The sequence below is a fragment of the Erythrobacter westpacificensis genome (assembly GCF_039542285.1).
Taxonomy (GTDB): domain Bacteria; phylum Pseudomonadota; class Alphaproteobacteria; order Sphingomonadales; family Sphingomonadaceae; genus Alteraurantiacibacter; species Alteraurantiacibacter westpacificensis.
Map to the genome: position 1 here is coordinate 223,601 of NZ_BAABHV010000001.1, position 13,780 is coordinate 237,380.

Below are 13,780 nucleotides of genomic sequence, written 5' to 3' on the forward strand. Positions count from 1 at the left end.
GGCCGGGAGCAATCCCGGCCCTTTTTGTTTGCCTATTGTCCGTCCCGACCCTCCAGCCAGCGCCGCCTAATCATTTCAGACGTTTCGCGGCTGCCATCGTGACTCCAGCCCGGCTCTCGCCATAGGTAGGAGAGCTTGTGGCGCCACGGCGCTTTCCAGACGTCGCTGGCGATGCCGATCCATTCGTGGAAGACGGCATAGAAGAGGTTGAATGTGCCCAGCTGGCTGACGATGCCATAACGGATACGCTCCTCGTCGTCCTCGGGCGTGAAGGTGCCGAACAGCTTGTCCCACACGATGAAAGTGCCCGCATAATTCCGGTCGAGGTAGCGGGCATTCACGGCATGGTGGACCCGGTGGTGCGACGGCGTGTTCATCACCGCTTCGAACCATCGCGGCAGGCGCTTCACCGTCTCGGTATGGATCCAGAACTGGTAGACGAGGTTCACTCCCGCGCAGACGAGGATCATCCCCGGCTCGAACCCCACCAAGGCGAGCGGCAGGCGAAAGATGAAGGACAGGGCGACGAAGCCAGTCCAGCTCTGTCGCAGCGCGGTGGAGAGGTTGTAGTGCTGGCTGGAGTGATGATTGACGTGGCTCGCCCAGAACCACCGCACCCGGTGGGCGCTGCGATGAAAAACGTAGTACGCCAGGTCATCCAGTATGAAGCACAGCGGCCAGGCCCACCACGCCCACCCGATCGAAAGCGGCGCGAACCCGTGGACCCACCCCAGCAGGGCAGCCGTCAAACCGCCCGTGATTGCGCCTGCCACGGTGCTGCCGAGGCCTATGGCGAGTGACGTGCCGGTATCTCGCCACTCATATGCGCGGGCATCACCGGCAAAGCGCGTCCAGAGCAGCTCGCCAAGAATGAGCGCCACGAATACGGGAATTGCATAGGCGACAGGGTCGAAAGGCATCAGGCGCTATTATCACCACTGTCAGCAGTGGCCCAGACCCCCACGCCTTCGCCGATGGTGATCCGCATTCCTGGCAGGCACGCTATGACTAGCGAATCACCCTTCGCCTCGATTGCTATGCCCGGGGGGAGCAGCCTGAAGACGAACTGGTTGCCATGCGGCATCAATATGGCCAGCCGCCCATCAGCATCGCGGGCAATCGCCGCGCCGCCTTGGGTGTCCAGGGCTAGATCGACCGGCTCGAAACCTCCGGGCGCCAGCCTGAACAGTTCGCGCGCTTCCTTCTCGTCGGAAAGGTGTGCGCCTTGTCGGGAGCCGACGAGCCAGGCGAGGGCGACGATTGCCGCGACGGCTGCCAGAGAGCCGAGGAATTGCAGCAGCGCGGCCGGCACCGGGTCAGTCGTGGCTGTTCGCGGAGAGCATTTCCAGTGTCGGCCTGATGCCGCTGATATCGTATCCGGCGGCAGCGGCTGCGCGCGTCAACGCATCCGGATCCTTGCCCCGATGCGCTTCTGCCAACGCCCAGAGGAATGTCGAACGGGTGCCGGAACGGCAATATGCAAGGACCTTTCCATTCGCCTTTTCAATCGCCTGCGCCATGGCTTCGACCTGTGGCTGGCTGAAGCCGGAATGGTCCACGGGGATGGCGGCATAGTCCATCCCCCTGTCGCGCGCCGCCTCCTCTATCGCCTGGCCATCGGGCTGGCCTTCGGATTCGCCGTCCGGCCTGTTGTTGACTATCAGGCCGAATCCCTGCGCGGCCGCCTCGCTTACATCGTCAACACTGAGCTGCGGACTGGCCCACACGGTATCGGTCAGTCGCTTGAATTCGGCCATTGCGTGTCCCTTGCTGGCGAGCGGCACGTGCCGCGTTATCCTCGGGAAGGGAATGCGATAACCTGTGCTGAAGGGCAAGAGCAGGCCGTTGCAGCAGTGTCACAGTGGCGTAATCTTAAATCGTTCGCGTCGGGGCGCTTTCTCCGTTATACATGCACGCAGGAGCGACAGGGCAGGTCCGTCGCACCCGGTCGATGGAAAGTTCGCTCGCGCCATCGGCTGCAATTTTCGACGAGGGCGGGATTGAAGGTTTTACGTATACATGGGTTATGATCGAGGGCGTCGCGGTCGGGGGCGCGACAAGCGGGACAATATCGGCGAAGAAGGTTTCGATCCCTTCATGGACGGACCTCCGCCCATGGAAGGCGGCGGCTGGCGCGATGGCGGGAATGACCGCTTTGGCGGCGGTGGCCGCTTCAACGATGATCGTGGCGGCGGCTACGGCGGCGGAGACCGCGGTGGTTTCGGCGGCGGCAACCGGGGCGGTGGCTTCGGTGGCGGCGGTGGCCGTGGCGGTCCGCGCGGCGGCGGTGGCGGCATGCCCGCCCAGGTCGTCGGCACGGGCCAGGGCAAGGTAAAGTTCTTCAACGCCCAGAAAGGCTTCGGCTTCATCCAGCGCGATGAGGGCGGCGAGGATGTGTTCGTCCACATCAGTCAGGTCGAACGCGCCGGGCTGGAAGGGCTGGCCGAAGGGCAGGAATTGCAGTTCAACCTCGTGGATCGTGGCGGTAAGGTTTCTGCTGCCGATCTCCAGGTGGTTGGCGATGTGATCGAAGTGCAGTCCGCACCCAAGGGCCCGCAGCGCGAGCTGACCGGTGAAAAGGCCGTGGGCACGGTGAAGTTCTTCAACACCATGAAGGGCTTTGGCTTCATTACGCGCGACGATGGCAAGGAAGACGCTTTCGTGCACATCAGCGCGGTAGAACGTTCGGGCCTCCCCGGCATTGCCGAAGGAGGCCGATTCGAATTCGATCTCGAAGTCGATCGACGAGGCAAGTACTCGGCCGTCAACCTGGTGCCGGTGCAGGGCTGAGCCCGCGCCCACCAGCCAAGGTAGTGGCGGCCGTGTATGTTTGACCGGTCGCCACCACCCTCCTAGATGAGAGCTATTGGCGGTCCGGCGAGGCCGCTTTTTTGATTGCACGCTTGCTCAAGGAAAATCCCAATGTCCATCACTCCGCTGATGCCCGTCTATCCACGGTGCGGCGTCCGGCCCGTCGAGGGCGACAATTGCCACCTGATCGACGAAGACGGCACCCGCTACCTCGATTTCGCCGCCGGCATCGCAGTGAACCTGCTCGGCCATTCGCATCCCGGCCTGATCGGGGCGATCCAGCAGCAGGCCGCCAAGCTGATGCACGTTTCGAACCTCTACGGCAGTCCGCAGGGTGAGGAACTGGCGCAAAAGCTGGTCGACACCACCTTCGCCGATACGGTGTTCTTCACAAACTCCGGCGCCGAAGCGGTCGAGTGCGCGATCAAGACAGCGCGCGCCTATCACCAGCATGCGGGGAACGAAGAGAAGTACGAACTGATCACGTTCAAGAACGCCTTCCACGGCCGCACGATGGCCACGATCAGTGCGTCGAACCAGGAGAAGATGCACAAGGGTTTCAACCCGCTTCTGCCCGGTTTCAAGTACGTCGAGTTCAACGATCTGGAAGCTGCAAAGGCGGCAATCGGGCCGCACACGGCAGGCTTCCTGGTCGAGCCTATCCAGGGCGAAGGCGGCATCCGCCCGGCCACGCAGGAATTCATGACCGGCCTGCGCCAGCTGTGCGACGAGCATGACCTGATGCTTGTACTGGACGAAGTCCAGTGCGGTGTGGCGCGCACCGGTACCCTCTATGCTTACGAGCAGTACGGCATCGAGCCGGATGTGCTCGCGACAGCGAAGGGTATCGGCGGCGGCTTCCCGCTTGGTGCGTGCCTCGCCACGGAAAAGGCAGCGCGCGGCATGGTGATCGGCACACATGGTTCCACCTATGGCGGCAATCCGCTGGCCATGGCGGCAGGCAATGCGGTGATGGATACCGTTGCCAACGAGGAATTCCTGGCCGAAGTGCGTGCTAAGGGCGAGCGGCTGCGCAGCAGGCTGGAGCAGTTTATCGGCAACTATCCCGAACTGTTCGAAAGCGTGCGCGGCATGGGTTTGATGCTGGGCATCAAGATGAAGGTAGAGCCGAGACCGTTCATGGTTCACCTGCGTGACAATCACCAGTTGCTTACCGTGGCCGCGGGCGATTCCACGTTGCGGCTGCTGCCGCCCCTCGTGATCGAGGATGCCGAGATCGACGAGTTCTTCGAGAAGCTTTCCGCAGCCGCTGCAGATTTCGAGGTTCCGTCAGACTCATGACCGACAAGCCCCCGCTCGACGTTGCGCCGGTGGTGCGCAATTTTCTCGACCTGTCGGATGCCGGTGGCCACGCCATCGCGGCGATGATCAACGATGCGCAGGATCGCAAGCGCGCCCGGCGTGGCTGGCCCAGAGGCATGCCCGACACGGACCAGCCGCTCGCGGGCCATGTATTGGCGATGGTGTTTGAGAAAAGCTCCACCCGCACGCGGGTCAGCTTCGATATCGCCATGCGTCAGCTTGGCGGTTCGGCCTTGATCCTGGACGCAGGCACGTCGCAACTCGGGCGGGGGGAATCGATTGCCGATACGGCGCGTGTGCTAAGCCGGATGGCCGATGCCATCATGGTTCGCACCGACGATCACGGCAAGATCGAGGAAATGGCGCAATATGCGCATGTGCCGGTCATCAACGGCCTGACGGATCGCTCGCACCCTTGCCAGATTGTCGCCGACCTGCTGACCGTGATCGAGCATCGCAAGGCGCTACCGGGCCTCGAGGTGGCGTGGTTCGGCGATGGCAACAACGTGCTGCATTCGATTCTCGAGGCAGCGGCCTTGATGAAGTTCAACGTGCGGGTGGCAACGCCGGCAGGTTTCGAACCCGAAGCGGAATTCGTGCAGATGGCGCGTTCCGCCGGCTCGAGGGTCACCCTGACGCAGGACGCTGCCGAAGCGGCTTCAGGAGCCGACGTCATCGTCACGGACACGTGGATCTCGATGGGTCAGGCGCACGCCGAGGAAAAGCTGGCGGCAATGGAGCCGTACCGGGTGGATGGGGCATTGATGGCCAGGGCCAAGCGCGATGCCATCTTTCTGCACTGCCTTCCCGCCCACGTCGGCGACGAGGTGAGTGCGGATGTCTTCGAGGGGCCGCAATCCGTTGTCTTCGACGAGGCGGAGAATCGCATCCACGCGCAGAAGTCTGTCTTGCTGTGGTGTTTCGGAAAGCTGGGCTGAGCGCGCTTCACAAAGCCACACCGCGCCCCATATGAGGCGCATGAGCGATACCCAATCCGAGACATTCTCCGACGAACTGCTGGGCTTCTCCATCCCCTCGCGCGATTCGCGCGGGCGGGCTGTGCGGCTTGGCCCCGTCCTGGAAGACGTGCTGTCCGCGCATGATTATCCTCCCGCGCTCAAGCACGTGCTGGCGGAGGCTCTTGTTCTGGTAACATTGATGGGTGGGCTGCTGAAGGACGAGGGCGACCAGCTTACCATGCAGGCGCAAGGCGAGGGCGGTATCGTAAGCCTTTTGGTGTGCGATTACCGCGACGGCCAGATCCGCGGTTACGTGGAGCACGACGAGGAACAGATGGCAGCCGAGGGCGCCAATCCCTCGCTCGAGGCGCTGTTCGGCAAGGCGCATCTTGCCATCACTTTCGATATCGCGAAGACCGGCAAGCGTTACCAGGGCATCGTTCCGCTGGAAGGCAACTCGCTTTCGGCGGCCGTGGAGAGCTATTTCGCCCAGAGCGAGCAAATTCCCACGCTGATCCGCACGGCCATTACTTCCGGTTCAGGACGAACGACTGCGGCAGGATTGCTGGTCCAGCACCTGCCGGAGGGTGAGGAAGGACGCGAACGCCTCCATGTTCGCATGGACGATCCCGAGTGGGAGCACGTGTCCGTGATGGCGGAGAGCCTGCGGCACGAGGAACTGGTCGAGGCCGGTCTGTCGCTCGAGGAAATGATCTGGCGTCTCTATCACGAAGAGGAAAAGGTGTTGATCAGCCCGGGGGCGTCCCTTTCCAAGGGTTGTCGCTGTACCGTCGAGCATTTCGAAGATGTACTGTCGCGGTTCCCCAAGGAAGATCGCCGCGACATGGCCGACGAGGATGGGATAATACTCGTCGATTGTGCGTTCTGCTCGAAAGTCTTCCCAATTCTGGACTAACAGTTCGTCGTAACTGCAGTGCAATTGGTCGTTCATCTAATTCGTGCTACACAGCCTGTTGAAGGAGCAGAATACCGTGTCAGGCATCAAGGGCAGGTTTGGTATTGCGAGCGCGGCAGTGGCGACTGCCATGGCGCTGACCCCTGCCTCTGCCCAGGCGCCCGAACTGGCGATGCTCAATTCCCTCGACAAGGGCGCGTGGGAATTGCGTCTGCGTCCCGAAGGGACAACTCAGCGAATCTGCCTGCGCACTGGCCGGGAATTCATCCAGTTGCGCCATCGCCAGCCGAATTGCGATCGCTTCGTTGTGCAGGATGAGCGGAACGAAGTCACGGTACAGTATACGTGTCGGGGCAACGGGTATGGCCGCACGACCATTCGCCGCGAAGGACCCGACGTGGTGCAGATACGCAGCCAGGGTATCCACGGCGGCGCGCCGTTTTCCATTGAAGGCGAGGCTCGGCACGTCGGCTCCTGTTGACAGGCGGCTTCCGCTTGCCCGCGGCAGCTTGAATGCCTAGCGCGCAGACATGACCGATAACACGAAGATCGCCGTCGTCCTTCTCTCGGGCGGACTGGATTCCATGGTGACGGGCGCTCTGGCCCGTGAGCAGGGCTACCGGCTTCATGCGCTATCGATCGACTATGGCCAGCGCCACCGGCGGGAGCTGGAAAGCGCGAGGGTTATTGCCGAGAAGCTCGGGGTAGAGCGGCACGTGCAGTTGCCGCTGGACCTGCGCCAGTTCGGCGCCTCGGCTCTTACGGACGATATCGATGTTCCCAAGGGCGGCCTGGGAGAGGATATCCCTGTCACCTATGTCCCGGCGCGCAACTTGTTGTTCCTGGCCCTGACAACGGCCTTTGCCGAGAGTTCGGGTTCCAGCGACATCTTCATCGGAGTGAACGCGCTCGACTATTCGGGCTACCCGGATTGCCGACCCGAGTTCATTGCCAGCTTCGCGGAAACCGCGCGTCTGGGTACGAAGCAGGGCGTGGAAGGCCGTCCCTTCGAAATACACGCGCCCCTTCAGCATATGACGAAAGCGGATATCGCCAGCGAATGCGACCGGCTCGGCCTGAACCCGGCATGGAGCTGGTCTTGCTATGATCCCACGCCTGACGGGCAAGCCTGCGGACTTTGCGACAGTTGCCGCCTTCGCCTGAAAGGCTTTGCCGAAGCGGGCGTGCAGGACACGACCCGCTACGCCTCCAAGCCTGATTGAGCGACCTCAGCTGCGGGAGAAGACGCCGCACGCCACGCGGCTGCCCGCTGCGCCTGCCGGGTCGCTCATGTAGTCGTCCGCGCCTTCGTGGACTACCAGGGCGGTGCCATCGGCGTCGAATATCTGCGGGATCACGGTTGCGCTGGAACCGCGCAGTGTCGTGCTGACCGTCCCGATGCCCGCGCTGGAGACTTCGGCGTTGGGCAAGTCGCCAAGGTGCGCGCCTTGCGGGTTCTGCGTACCGTGCTGGTTGCCCATCGGGTTCAGGTGGCCGCCGGCGGATGTGAAATCGCTGGCGCTGCAATCGCCGGTCGTGTGCAGGTGGACGGCGTGGGTACCTTCGGAAAGGCCCTCGAGCGAAACGGACACCATTACCTCGCCATTCTGCGAATAGAGCATGGCCGTGCCGACATCGTTGCCCGAACGATCCTGGATCATGGCGCTGCCGATTTCCGTGGCTTCCTGCTCGTAGGGAGTGGCGCAGGCAGCGGTGGCGAGAACGGCAATTGCGGCGAGGGGGAAGGTATGGCGGTGCATGGCGTTTCCTTTGGACTGTATTCCCCTGTCTTACGCATCAGGCGCCCAAAGTTTCCATTACGAATCGGGCAGGATGCCCAGCGATTCGAGAGCGCCGACAATATCGGCAATTGCTGTACGCGCTTCCGCGTCGATCGTGCTGCCGCCATCGGGAAGGGCGACCGGAGTTGCCCGGTGCCAACCGTCGGCAAAGCGCACCGTGCAGCCGGCGGCCTTGTCGAACAGGGTGAGACCTTCGGAGGGCATGAGGAACAACCAGGTGCCCCCCTGCCGACAGGCGATCGCACCTGCTTGGCCGGACCATTCGCCGGATGGTTCCGCGCCCACGATCCAGCATTCGCCATCTGCGGGAGAGGCGGGCGGCTCGCTCGCCTCGCCTTCGGCGGCGATGTGGAGAAGGGCATCGATGAGGGCGAAGGCCTCGTTCACGGTAAATTCCTTCTGCGCCTGTGCGGCAGGCGTAACCATGTTGCGGACCGCGCAGGCTTTCCGGCTCGCTGGCGGAATAAAGCGTTGCCTGCGCGCCATTGGGCCAGGTCAGTCGCCGCAGCGAGGGCTCGAATTCCGGCCCGTCCGGGTAGAGGTGGCAGGCGAGAATGCCGCTTTCGCCTTCCACCATCACCGCCCGTGCTTCCGCGATGGATCGGGTGACGAGGGCGATGCGGGCATCGGGGTTATCCTCCGCCACGTGGCGCACCCATTCGGCCCCGGCGCGGGTCTTGCCGAAGCCGCGACCGGCACAGATCAGCCACAGCCGCCAGCTATCGGCAGGAGGCATCTGCTCGCGCCGAGCCCACAGGGGCCAGTGGTATTCCAGCAGGTCGCGTTCTGCCGCGTTCAGTTCGTCGAGGAAATCATAGCGTTCCGGGTCTTCCGCCTTGGCGAGCGCTTTGCCGCGCTCAATTTCCTCCATTGGCTCCAACTTCGCTAACACCCTTCACGACGCCATCCTCCTTCAACAGCTTTTCCGCCGCGGCACGGCGTGCGCGCATCCGGTCCAGCTTGGCATTCAGGCTGGCGAGCACGGTGGCCTTGTCGCGCTTGCCCTGCCGGGCCTTTTCCTTGGCCGCTGCCTCGCGGTGAGCGGTCAGCAGGCGCAGGGCATTGGCGATATCGAATTTCGTTTCGCCCGGCGGCGTGCCGAAGCGCAGCCGCTCAAGCGTTTCCATTTCAAGGTGCTCGTAACCCTCCAGCAGCGCCGCGCTCCACTGGGCGCGGAATTCCGGGTTTTCCCGGCGCCACTTGTAGACGTAGGACGTCATGGCTCCGGCCTTCTGCGCTGCCTTCGTGACGTTCGAGGTTTCGGCCAGCTCTTCCAGGAAGACGTGCTTCCAGTTCTGTTTCAGGTTCTGGCCCCGCTGTTCCTTGCGCGGTTTTACGCGTTTCGACATGTGATCCCGCCCTTGTCCTGAGCGATTGCCGAGCGCGGCGTGCGGGCACGAAAAAGGGCGGCTCCCGTAACGGGACCGCCCTTGAAGCGCCTCCTCAATGGGTCGGCGCCGACTCGGTTTATCGCGATGTTCCGTTTCTCTAACCAAACAGTGTGACGATGTCAATATGAAAGTGCCAAATAGGTTATTTTGTTGGAATGTCCTTGCACTTGCGGGGCGGGTGAACCTGCCGTAGATGCCGCGAAACCTTCAGGGATCTTCCATGCTTCGCGGACTGTACAACTGGACGATGGCCAAGGCCGCGCATCCCCACGCGCAGTGGTGGCTGGCGTTCTTCTCGTTCATCGAATCGAGTTTCTTCCCCATTCCGCCGCACCCGCTGCTGGGCCTGATGTGCCTGGCAGAGCCGAAGCGGGCGATCCGGTTCGCGCTGATCTGTACCATTGCCTCGGTGCTGGGCGGCCTGTTCGGCTACCTCATCGGATACTTTCTCTACGAGGCGGTGGGCGAATGGCTGATCGGCGTGCTGGGCCTGACCGACAGCTTCCCCAAGGCCGCCTGCTATATCCGAGAACAGGGCGCGGCCGCGGTGTTCCTGGCGGCAGGCACGCCGATACCGTTCAAGCTGATGACCATCACCGCCGGGTTCATCGAGATGAACCTCGTCACCTTCATCCTCGCCGCGATCGCGGGCCGGGCGCTGATCTTCATGGTGGTGGGCGTGCTGTTCCAGTTCTTCGGCGCGCCGATCAAGGCGATTATCGACAAGTACCTGGGCACCGTCACCACGGTGTTCGTCGTACTGGTGGTGGCCGGTTTCATCGCCATCACCCAGCTGGGCGGCCACGAGGGCGAGGCGGATTCGTCCGATCCATGCGCCAACGTCACGTCGATGGAACAAATTTAATTCGATAGTAGTCGAAATAACGCTTGCGCTGGCGGGCTGATATTTCGATAAGCGTCGAAATGAAGCAGCAAGACGTTATCGCGGCCCTTGGGGCGCTCGCGCAGGATTCGCGGCTGGAGGTGTTCCGCCTGCTCGTGCGCACGGGCAAGGATGGACTGGCCGCAGGCGATATTGCGCAGCGGCTGGGTATCCCTGCATCCTCGCTATCGTTCCACCTTTCACAGTTGCACGAGGCCGGGCTTGTTACACAACGGCGAGAGGGTCGCTCGCTGATCTACAGCGCGGACTACCCACGCATGAACGCGCTGATGGCATTCCTCACAGAGAACTGCTGCGAGGGGGAGGGCTGCGAAGCCAATGACGGCCTTCGCTCTGGCGACCCGCGCACTGCCGGAGCCTGCTGACTCCATGCGCAACGTGCTGTTCCTTTGCACCGCCAACTCGGCCCGCTCGATCCTTGCCGAGGCGATCCTCCGCGATGCCGCACCGGGGCGCTTCGCCGCGTTTTCCGCCGGCAGCACACCGCGCGGCGTGCCCAACCCGCTGGCGCTGGAATTGCTGGCGGCGAAGGGGCACGCGGTGGACGGCCTCTCGTCCAAGAGCTGGGATGTCTTCGCACGACAGGGCGCGCCGGCCATGCACGCCGTCATTACCGTGTGCGACAATGCAAAAGGGGAGAGTTGTCCGGTATGGCCCATGAATCCGGAATTTGGCCATCCGGTGCAGGCACACTGGGGCATCCCCGATCCCGCCAGCGTGGCGGCGGACGGCACGCATATCGACGGTGACTTGTCCGGTTTCGAAACCGCCTATGCGCGCCTCACCCAGCGGGTCGAGGCGATGCTGGCGCTGGACGAAGATTCGATGACGGCGCGCGAATGGCGCGATGCACTGATCGACATCGGCAAGCAAAGCGAGGGGGCGACCTGATGGCATCGTTCGAACGCTACCTGTCCGTCTGGGTCGCACTCGCCATAGCTGCGGGCGTGACGCTCGGCCTGATCGCGCCCGGAGTGGCGGCGGGCCTTGCGGGGCTGGAATATGCCTCGGTCAATCTCGTCGTCGCGGTGCTGATCTGGGCGATGATCTACCCGATGATGGTGGCCGTCGATTTCGGCGCGATCCGCGATGTCGGCACGAAACCCAAGGGACTGATCATCACCTTGGCGGTAAACTGGCTGGTCAAGCCTTTCACGATGGCGGCCCTTGCGGTGCTGTTCTTCGATTACCTGTATTCCGGCCTGATCGCGCAGGACGAGGCGCAGCAGTACATTGCCGGGCTGATCCTGCTGGGAGCCGCGCCGTGCACCGCGATGGTGTTCGTGTGGTCACAGCTCACGAAGGGCGATCCGGCCTATACGCTCGTGCAGGTGTCGGTGAACGACCTGATCATGATCGTCGCTTTCGCGCCTATTGTTGCTCTGCTGCTGGGCGTTACGGACATCGTGGTACCTTGGGATACGCTGCTGCTGTCTGTCGTGCTCTACGTTGCCATACCGCTGCTGGCCGGCTGGCTGACGCGCCGGGCGATCACCGCGCGGGCGAAAGGCGACGCGCACGCTGTCGAGGCATTTACGGCGCGCCTGAAACCGTTCTCGATCCTCGGATTGCTCGCCACCGTCGTGCTGCTGTTCGCCTTCCAGGCAGAGACGATCGTCGGCCAGCCAGTGCTGATCGTGCTGATCGCCATCCCGATCATCATCCAGTCCTACGGCATCTTTGCCGTGGCCTACGCCGCGGCCTGGGCGTGGCGCGTGCCGCACGCCATCGCGGCGCCTTGCGCGCTGATCGGCACGTCGAACTTCTTCGAGCTGGCCGTGGCGGTGGCCATCGGCCTGTTCGGGCTTTCCAGCGGGGCCGCGCTGGCCACGGTGGTCGGCGTGCTGGTGGAGGTTCCGGTGATGCTGTCGCTGGTGGCGCTTGCCAACCGGTCGCGGGACAAGTTTCCCGGCTGACCGATTGGCAAAGCCCGATCAGCCCTCGAACTTCGTCTCCAGGGTAATCTCGGTATCGAGCAGGCGGGAGATCGGGCAGCCTTCCTTGGCCTCCTTCGCCAGTTCCTCGAACTTCGCCTGGTCCAGCCCCGGCACCTTGCCCTTGGCGCTCAGCGCCGACTTCGTCACCTTGAAACCGGCATCGTCCTTTTCCAGCGTGACTTCGGCATGGGTGACGACCGAACCATCGGTATGCCCGGCCTCTGCCAGCTTGAAACTCAGCGCCATGGTGAAGCAGCTGGCATGGGCCGCCGCGATCAGTTCTTCCGGGTTGGTGCCGGGCTCGTCCTCGAACCGGGTCTGGAACCCGTAGGGCTGCGCGGGGAGCGCGCCGGAGCCGGTGGACACGTGACCCTTGCCGCCTTTGCCAAGGCCCTCGTAAGTCGCGCTGCCGGTGTTGGTCGTCTTCATGGGAAAATCTCCTTTCCCGATCAAGACGAGCAGTTCGCGGCACCGTTCCGGATCAGATGATACCCACGGCCTTCCCGGCGCGTTCGAACATGCCGAGAATGGTTTCCACCTCTTCGTCCGAATGTTCGGCGCACAGCGAACAGCGCAGCAGCGTCATGTTGGCGGGCGTGGCCGGCGGGCGGGCGAGGTTGACGTAGAGCCCCTCGGTCAGCAGCGCGCTCCACATGGCCGCGCCCTTTTCCAGGTCCGGCATGATGACCGCGACGATGGCGCTCTGCGGCTCGTCGGTGCCCAGCTTGAAGCCGAGCTCGGTCAAACCGGAGTGCAGCCGCTGCGAGTTCTTCCACAGGTGCTCGCGCTTGTCCTTCGCCGTCATCAGCTTGCGGATCGATGTTGCCGCCGTGGCCACCACGCTGGGCGGCAGGCTGGCGGTGAAGACGTAAGGGCGGCACACCAGGCGCATGATCTCGAACTTTGGATGGTTGGAGACGCAGAAGCCGCCCACCGTGCCCACGCTTTTCGAGAACGTGCCGATGATGAAATCGACATCGTCGATGACGCCTGCCTGCTCCACCACGCCGCGACCGTGTTCGCCGATGAAGCCCATCGAGTGCGCCTCGTCCACCAGCACCATCGCGCCGTTGTCCTTGGCGATCTTCACCATTTCCTTCAGCGGGGCGATGTCGCCCAGCATCGAGTAGACGCCTTCCAGCACCACCAGCTTGCCCGCGCCCTCGGGAATGCGCTTCAGGCGCTTTTCCATCGCGGCAATGTCGTTGTGCTTGAACGGCACGATCTCGGCGTTGCCCATCGCGCAGCCATCCCAGATGGAGGCGTGGCTATCGATGTCGAGCACGACGTAGTCGCCCTTGCCCGCGATAGTGGAAATGATGCCGAGGTTCGCCTGGTAGCCGGTGGAGAAGACCATCGCGTGGTCCATGTCGTAGAACTCGCGCAGCGCGTCCTCGCACTCCTTGTGGCCCTGGTAGGTGCCGTTCAGAACGCGGCTGCCGGTGGTGCCGGAGCCGAAATCGGCCAGCGCCTTCTGCCCGGCGGCCACCACGTCCGGATCGAACGTCATGCCCATGTAGTTGTAGGTGCCCAGCAGGATCGTGTCGCGCCCGTTGCAGATCGCGCGGGTGGGAGAGAGAACTCGCTCCATAACCAGCGAGAACGGGTCTTCCACGCCGCTGGCGAGCAGATCCTCGCGCAGCTTGATGGTGTCGTCGAACTTGCTGAACAGGTCGGGCGTGTCGCCCGTGCGCTCGGGCGGCTGGTCCGCCTGCATGATGCCTTCGCTCATAGTGT

Annotated in this window: 18 protein-coding genes and 1 pseudogene; 10 read left to right on the plus strand and 9 right to left on the minus strand. The window is 63.3% G+C overall.

Annotation, left to right across the window (positions count from 1 at the left end; all coding sequences use genetic code 11):
• Window positions 1-32: 32 nt before the first annotated feature.
• Genes ABFX23_RS01195 through ABFX23_RS01205 form a run of 3 tightly spaced genes read right to left on the minus strand, consistent with a single transcriptional unit; the run spans window position 33 to window position 1,757 of the window.
• The gene (locus ABFX23_RS01195; protein ID WP_346031308.1) at window positions 33-920 is read right to left on the minus strand and encodes a sterol desaturase family protein; all 888 of its coding nucleotides are present in this window, start codon (window positions 918-920) and stop codon (window positions 33-35) included.
• Window positions 920-1,312 carry a hypothetical protein gene (locus ABFX23_RS01200; RefSeq protein WP_346031309.1) on the minus strand — a complete coding sequence of 131 codons (393 nt, stop codon included), beginning with the start codon at window positions 1,310-1,312 and terminating at the stop codon, window positions 920-922. Before ABFX23_RS01200 ends, ABFX23_RS01195 begins: the two co-directional genes overlap by 1 nt.
• 4 nt (window positions 1,313-1,316) lie before the next feature.
• Window positions 1,317-1,757, minus strand: a complete 441-nt coding sequence (locus tag ABFX23_RS01205; protein WP_346031310.1) for a protein tyrosine phosphatase family protein — start codon at window positions 1,755-1,757, stop codon at window positions 1,317-1,319.
• 262 nt (window positions 1,758-2,019) lie between these two features.
• On the opposite strand from ABFX23_RS01205, the gene ABFX23_RS01210 reads away from it, so the two are divergent.
• The 6 genes from ABFX23_RS01210 to queC all read left to right on the plus strand — a co-directional run bounded on the left by ABFX23_RS01210 (window position 2,020) and on the right by queC (window position 7,232).
• Window positions 2,020-2,790 (plus strand): cold-shock protein, encoded by a 771-nt coding sequence (locus ABFX23_RS01210; protein ID WP_346031311.1) that lies wholly within the window; start codon window positions 2,020-2,022, stop codon window positions 2,788-2,790.
• Window positions 2,791-2,922: 132 nt separating this feature from the next.
• Window positions 2,923-4,113, plus strand: coding sequence for an aspartate aminotransferase family protein (locus tag ABFX23_RS01215; RefSeq protein ID WP_346031312.1), 1,191 nt, complete (start codon window positions 2,923-2,925; stop codon window positions 4,111-4,113).
• Window positions 4,110-5,072, plus strand: coding sequence for an ornithine carbamoyltransferase (gene argF, locus ABFX23_RS01220; RefSeq protein ID WP_346031313.1), 963 nt, complete (start codon window positions 4,110-4,112; stop codon window positions 5,070-5,072). Before ABFX23_RS01215 ends, argF begins: the two co-directional genes overlap by 4 nt.
• A 40-nt stretch (window positions 5,073-5,112) precedes the next feature.
• Window positions 5,113-6,009 (plus strand): Hsp33 family molecular chaperone HslO, encoded by an 897-nt coding sequence (hslO, locus tag ABFX23_RS01225; RefSeq protein ID WP_346031314.1) that lies wholly within the window; start codon window positions 5,113-5,115, stop codon window positions 6,007-6,009.
• A 76-nt stretch (window positions 6,010-6,085) separates the two neighbouring features.
• Window positions 6,086-6,490 carry a DUF3617 domain-containing protein gene (locus ABFX23_RS01230; RefSeq protein ID WP_346031315.1) on the plus strand — a complete coding sequence of 135 codons (405 nt, stop codon included), beginning with the start codon at window positions 6,086-6,088 and terminating at the stop codon, window positions 6,488-6,490.
• A 49-nt stretch (window positions 6,491-6,539) separates the two neighbouring features.
• On the plus strand, window positions 6,540-7,232 hold the full coding sequence (queC, locus tag ABFX23_RS01235) for a 7-cyano-7-deazaguanine synthase QueC (protein ID WP_346031316.1): 693 nt from the start codon (window positions 6,540-6,542) through the stop codon (window positions 7,230-7,232).
• 6 nt (window positions 7,233-7,238) lie between these two features.
• Here the strand turns inward: queC and ABFX23_RS01240 are convergent, their stop codons facing one another.
• The 4 genes and pseudogenes from ABFX23_RS01240 to ABFX23_RS01255 form a co-directional block, all read right to left on the minus strand.
• Window positions 7,239-7,769, minus strand: a complete 531-nt coding sequence (locus ABFX23_RS01240; protein WP_346031317.1) for a superoxide dismutase family protein — start codon at window positions 7,767-7,769, stop codon at window positions 7,239-7,241.
• Window positions 7,770-7,826: 57 nt separating this feature from the next.
• Complete coding sequence (locus tag ABFX23_RS01245) at window positions 7,827-8,237, minus strand: DUF2793 domain-containing protein (RefSeq protein WP_346031318.1); 411 nt, start codon at window positions 8,235-8,237, stop codon at window positions 7,827-7,829.
• Window positions 8,238-8,289: 52 nt separating this feature from the next.
• Window positions 8,290-8,682, minus strand: a pseudogene (locus ABFX23_RS01250) (terminase large subunit domain-containing protein); the annotation flags it as partial.
• Window positions 8,669-9,160 carry a hypothetical protein gene (locus ABFX23_RS01255; protein ID WP_346031319.1) on the minus strand — a complete coding sequence of 164 codons (492 nt, stop codon included), beginning with the start codon at window positions 9,158-9,160 and terminating at the stop codon, window positions 8,669-8,671. The gene ABFX23_RS01255 and the pseudogene ABFX23_RS01250, both read right to left, overlap by 14 nt.
• A 262-nt stretch (window positions 9,161-9,422) precedes the next feature.
• Here ABFX23_RS01255 and ABFX23_RS01260 point away from each other — a divergent pair, with 262 nt between their 5' ends.
• From ABFX23_RS01260 to arsB, 4 genes are read left to right on the plus strand one after another with little or no spacing between them, the layout of a single operon-like run.
• Window positions 9,423-10,067, plus strand: coding sequence for a YqaA family protein (locus ABFX23_RS01260; RefSeq protein ID WP_346031320.1), 645 nt, complete (start codon window positions 9,423-9,425; stop codon window positions 10,065-10,067).
• Window positions 10,068-10,126: 59 nt separating this feature from the next.
• Window positions 10,127-10,471, plus strand: a complete 345-nt coding sequence (locus ABFX23_RS01265; protein ID WP_346031321.1) for an ArsR/SmtB family transcription factor — start codon at window positions 10,127-10,129, stop codon at window positions 10,469-10,471.
• Window positions 10,425-10,997, plus strand: coding sequence for an arsenate reductase ArsC (locus tag ABFX23_RS01270; protein WP_346031322.1), 573 nt, complete (start codon window positions 10,425-10,427; stop codon window positions 10,995-10,997). Before ABFX23_RS01265 ends, ABFX23_RS01270 begins: the two co-directional genes overlap by 47 nt.
• Window positions 10,997-12,022, plus strand: a complete 1,026-nt coding sequence (gene arsB / locus ABFX23_RS01275; protein WP_346031323.1) for an ACR3 family arsenite efflux transporter — start codon at window positions 10,997-10,999, stop codon at window positions 12,020-12,022. The genes ABFX23_RS01270 and arsB overlap by 1 nt, the downstream gene beginning before the upstream one ends.
• A gap of 18 nt (window positions 12,023-12,040) precedes the next feature.
• Here the strand turns inward: arsB and ABFX23_RS01280 are convergent, their stop codons facing one another.
• Both ABFX23_RS01280 and spt read right to left on the minus strand, forming a co-directional pair.
• Entirely contained in the window at window positions 12,041-12,472 is a 432-nt protein-coding gene (locus tag ABFX23_RS01280) for an OsmC family protein (protein WP_346031324.1), read from the minus strand.
• A gap of 52 nt (window positions 12,473-12,524) precedes the next feature.
• Complete coding sequence (spt, locus tag ABFX23_RS01285; RefSeq protein WP_346031325.1) at window positions 12,525-13,775, minus strand: serine palmitoyltransferase; 1,251 nt, start codon at window positions 13,773-13,775, stop codon at window positions 12,525-12,527.
• Window positions 13,776-13,780: the final 5 nt, after the last annotated feature.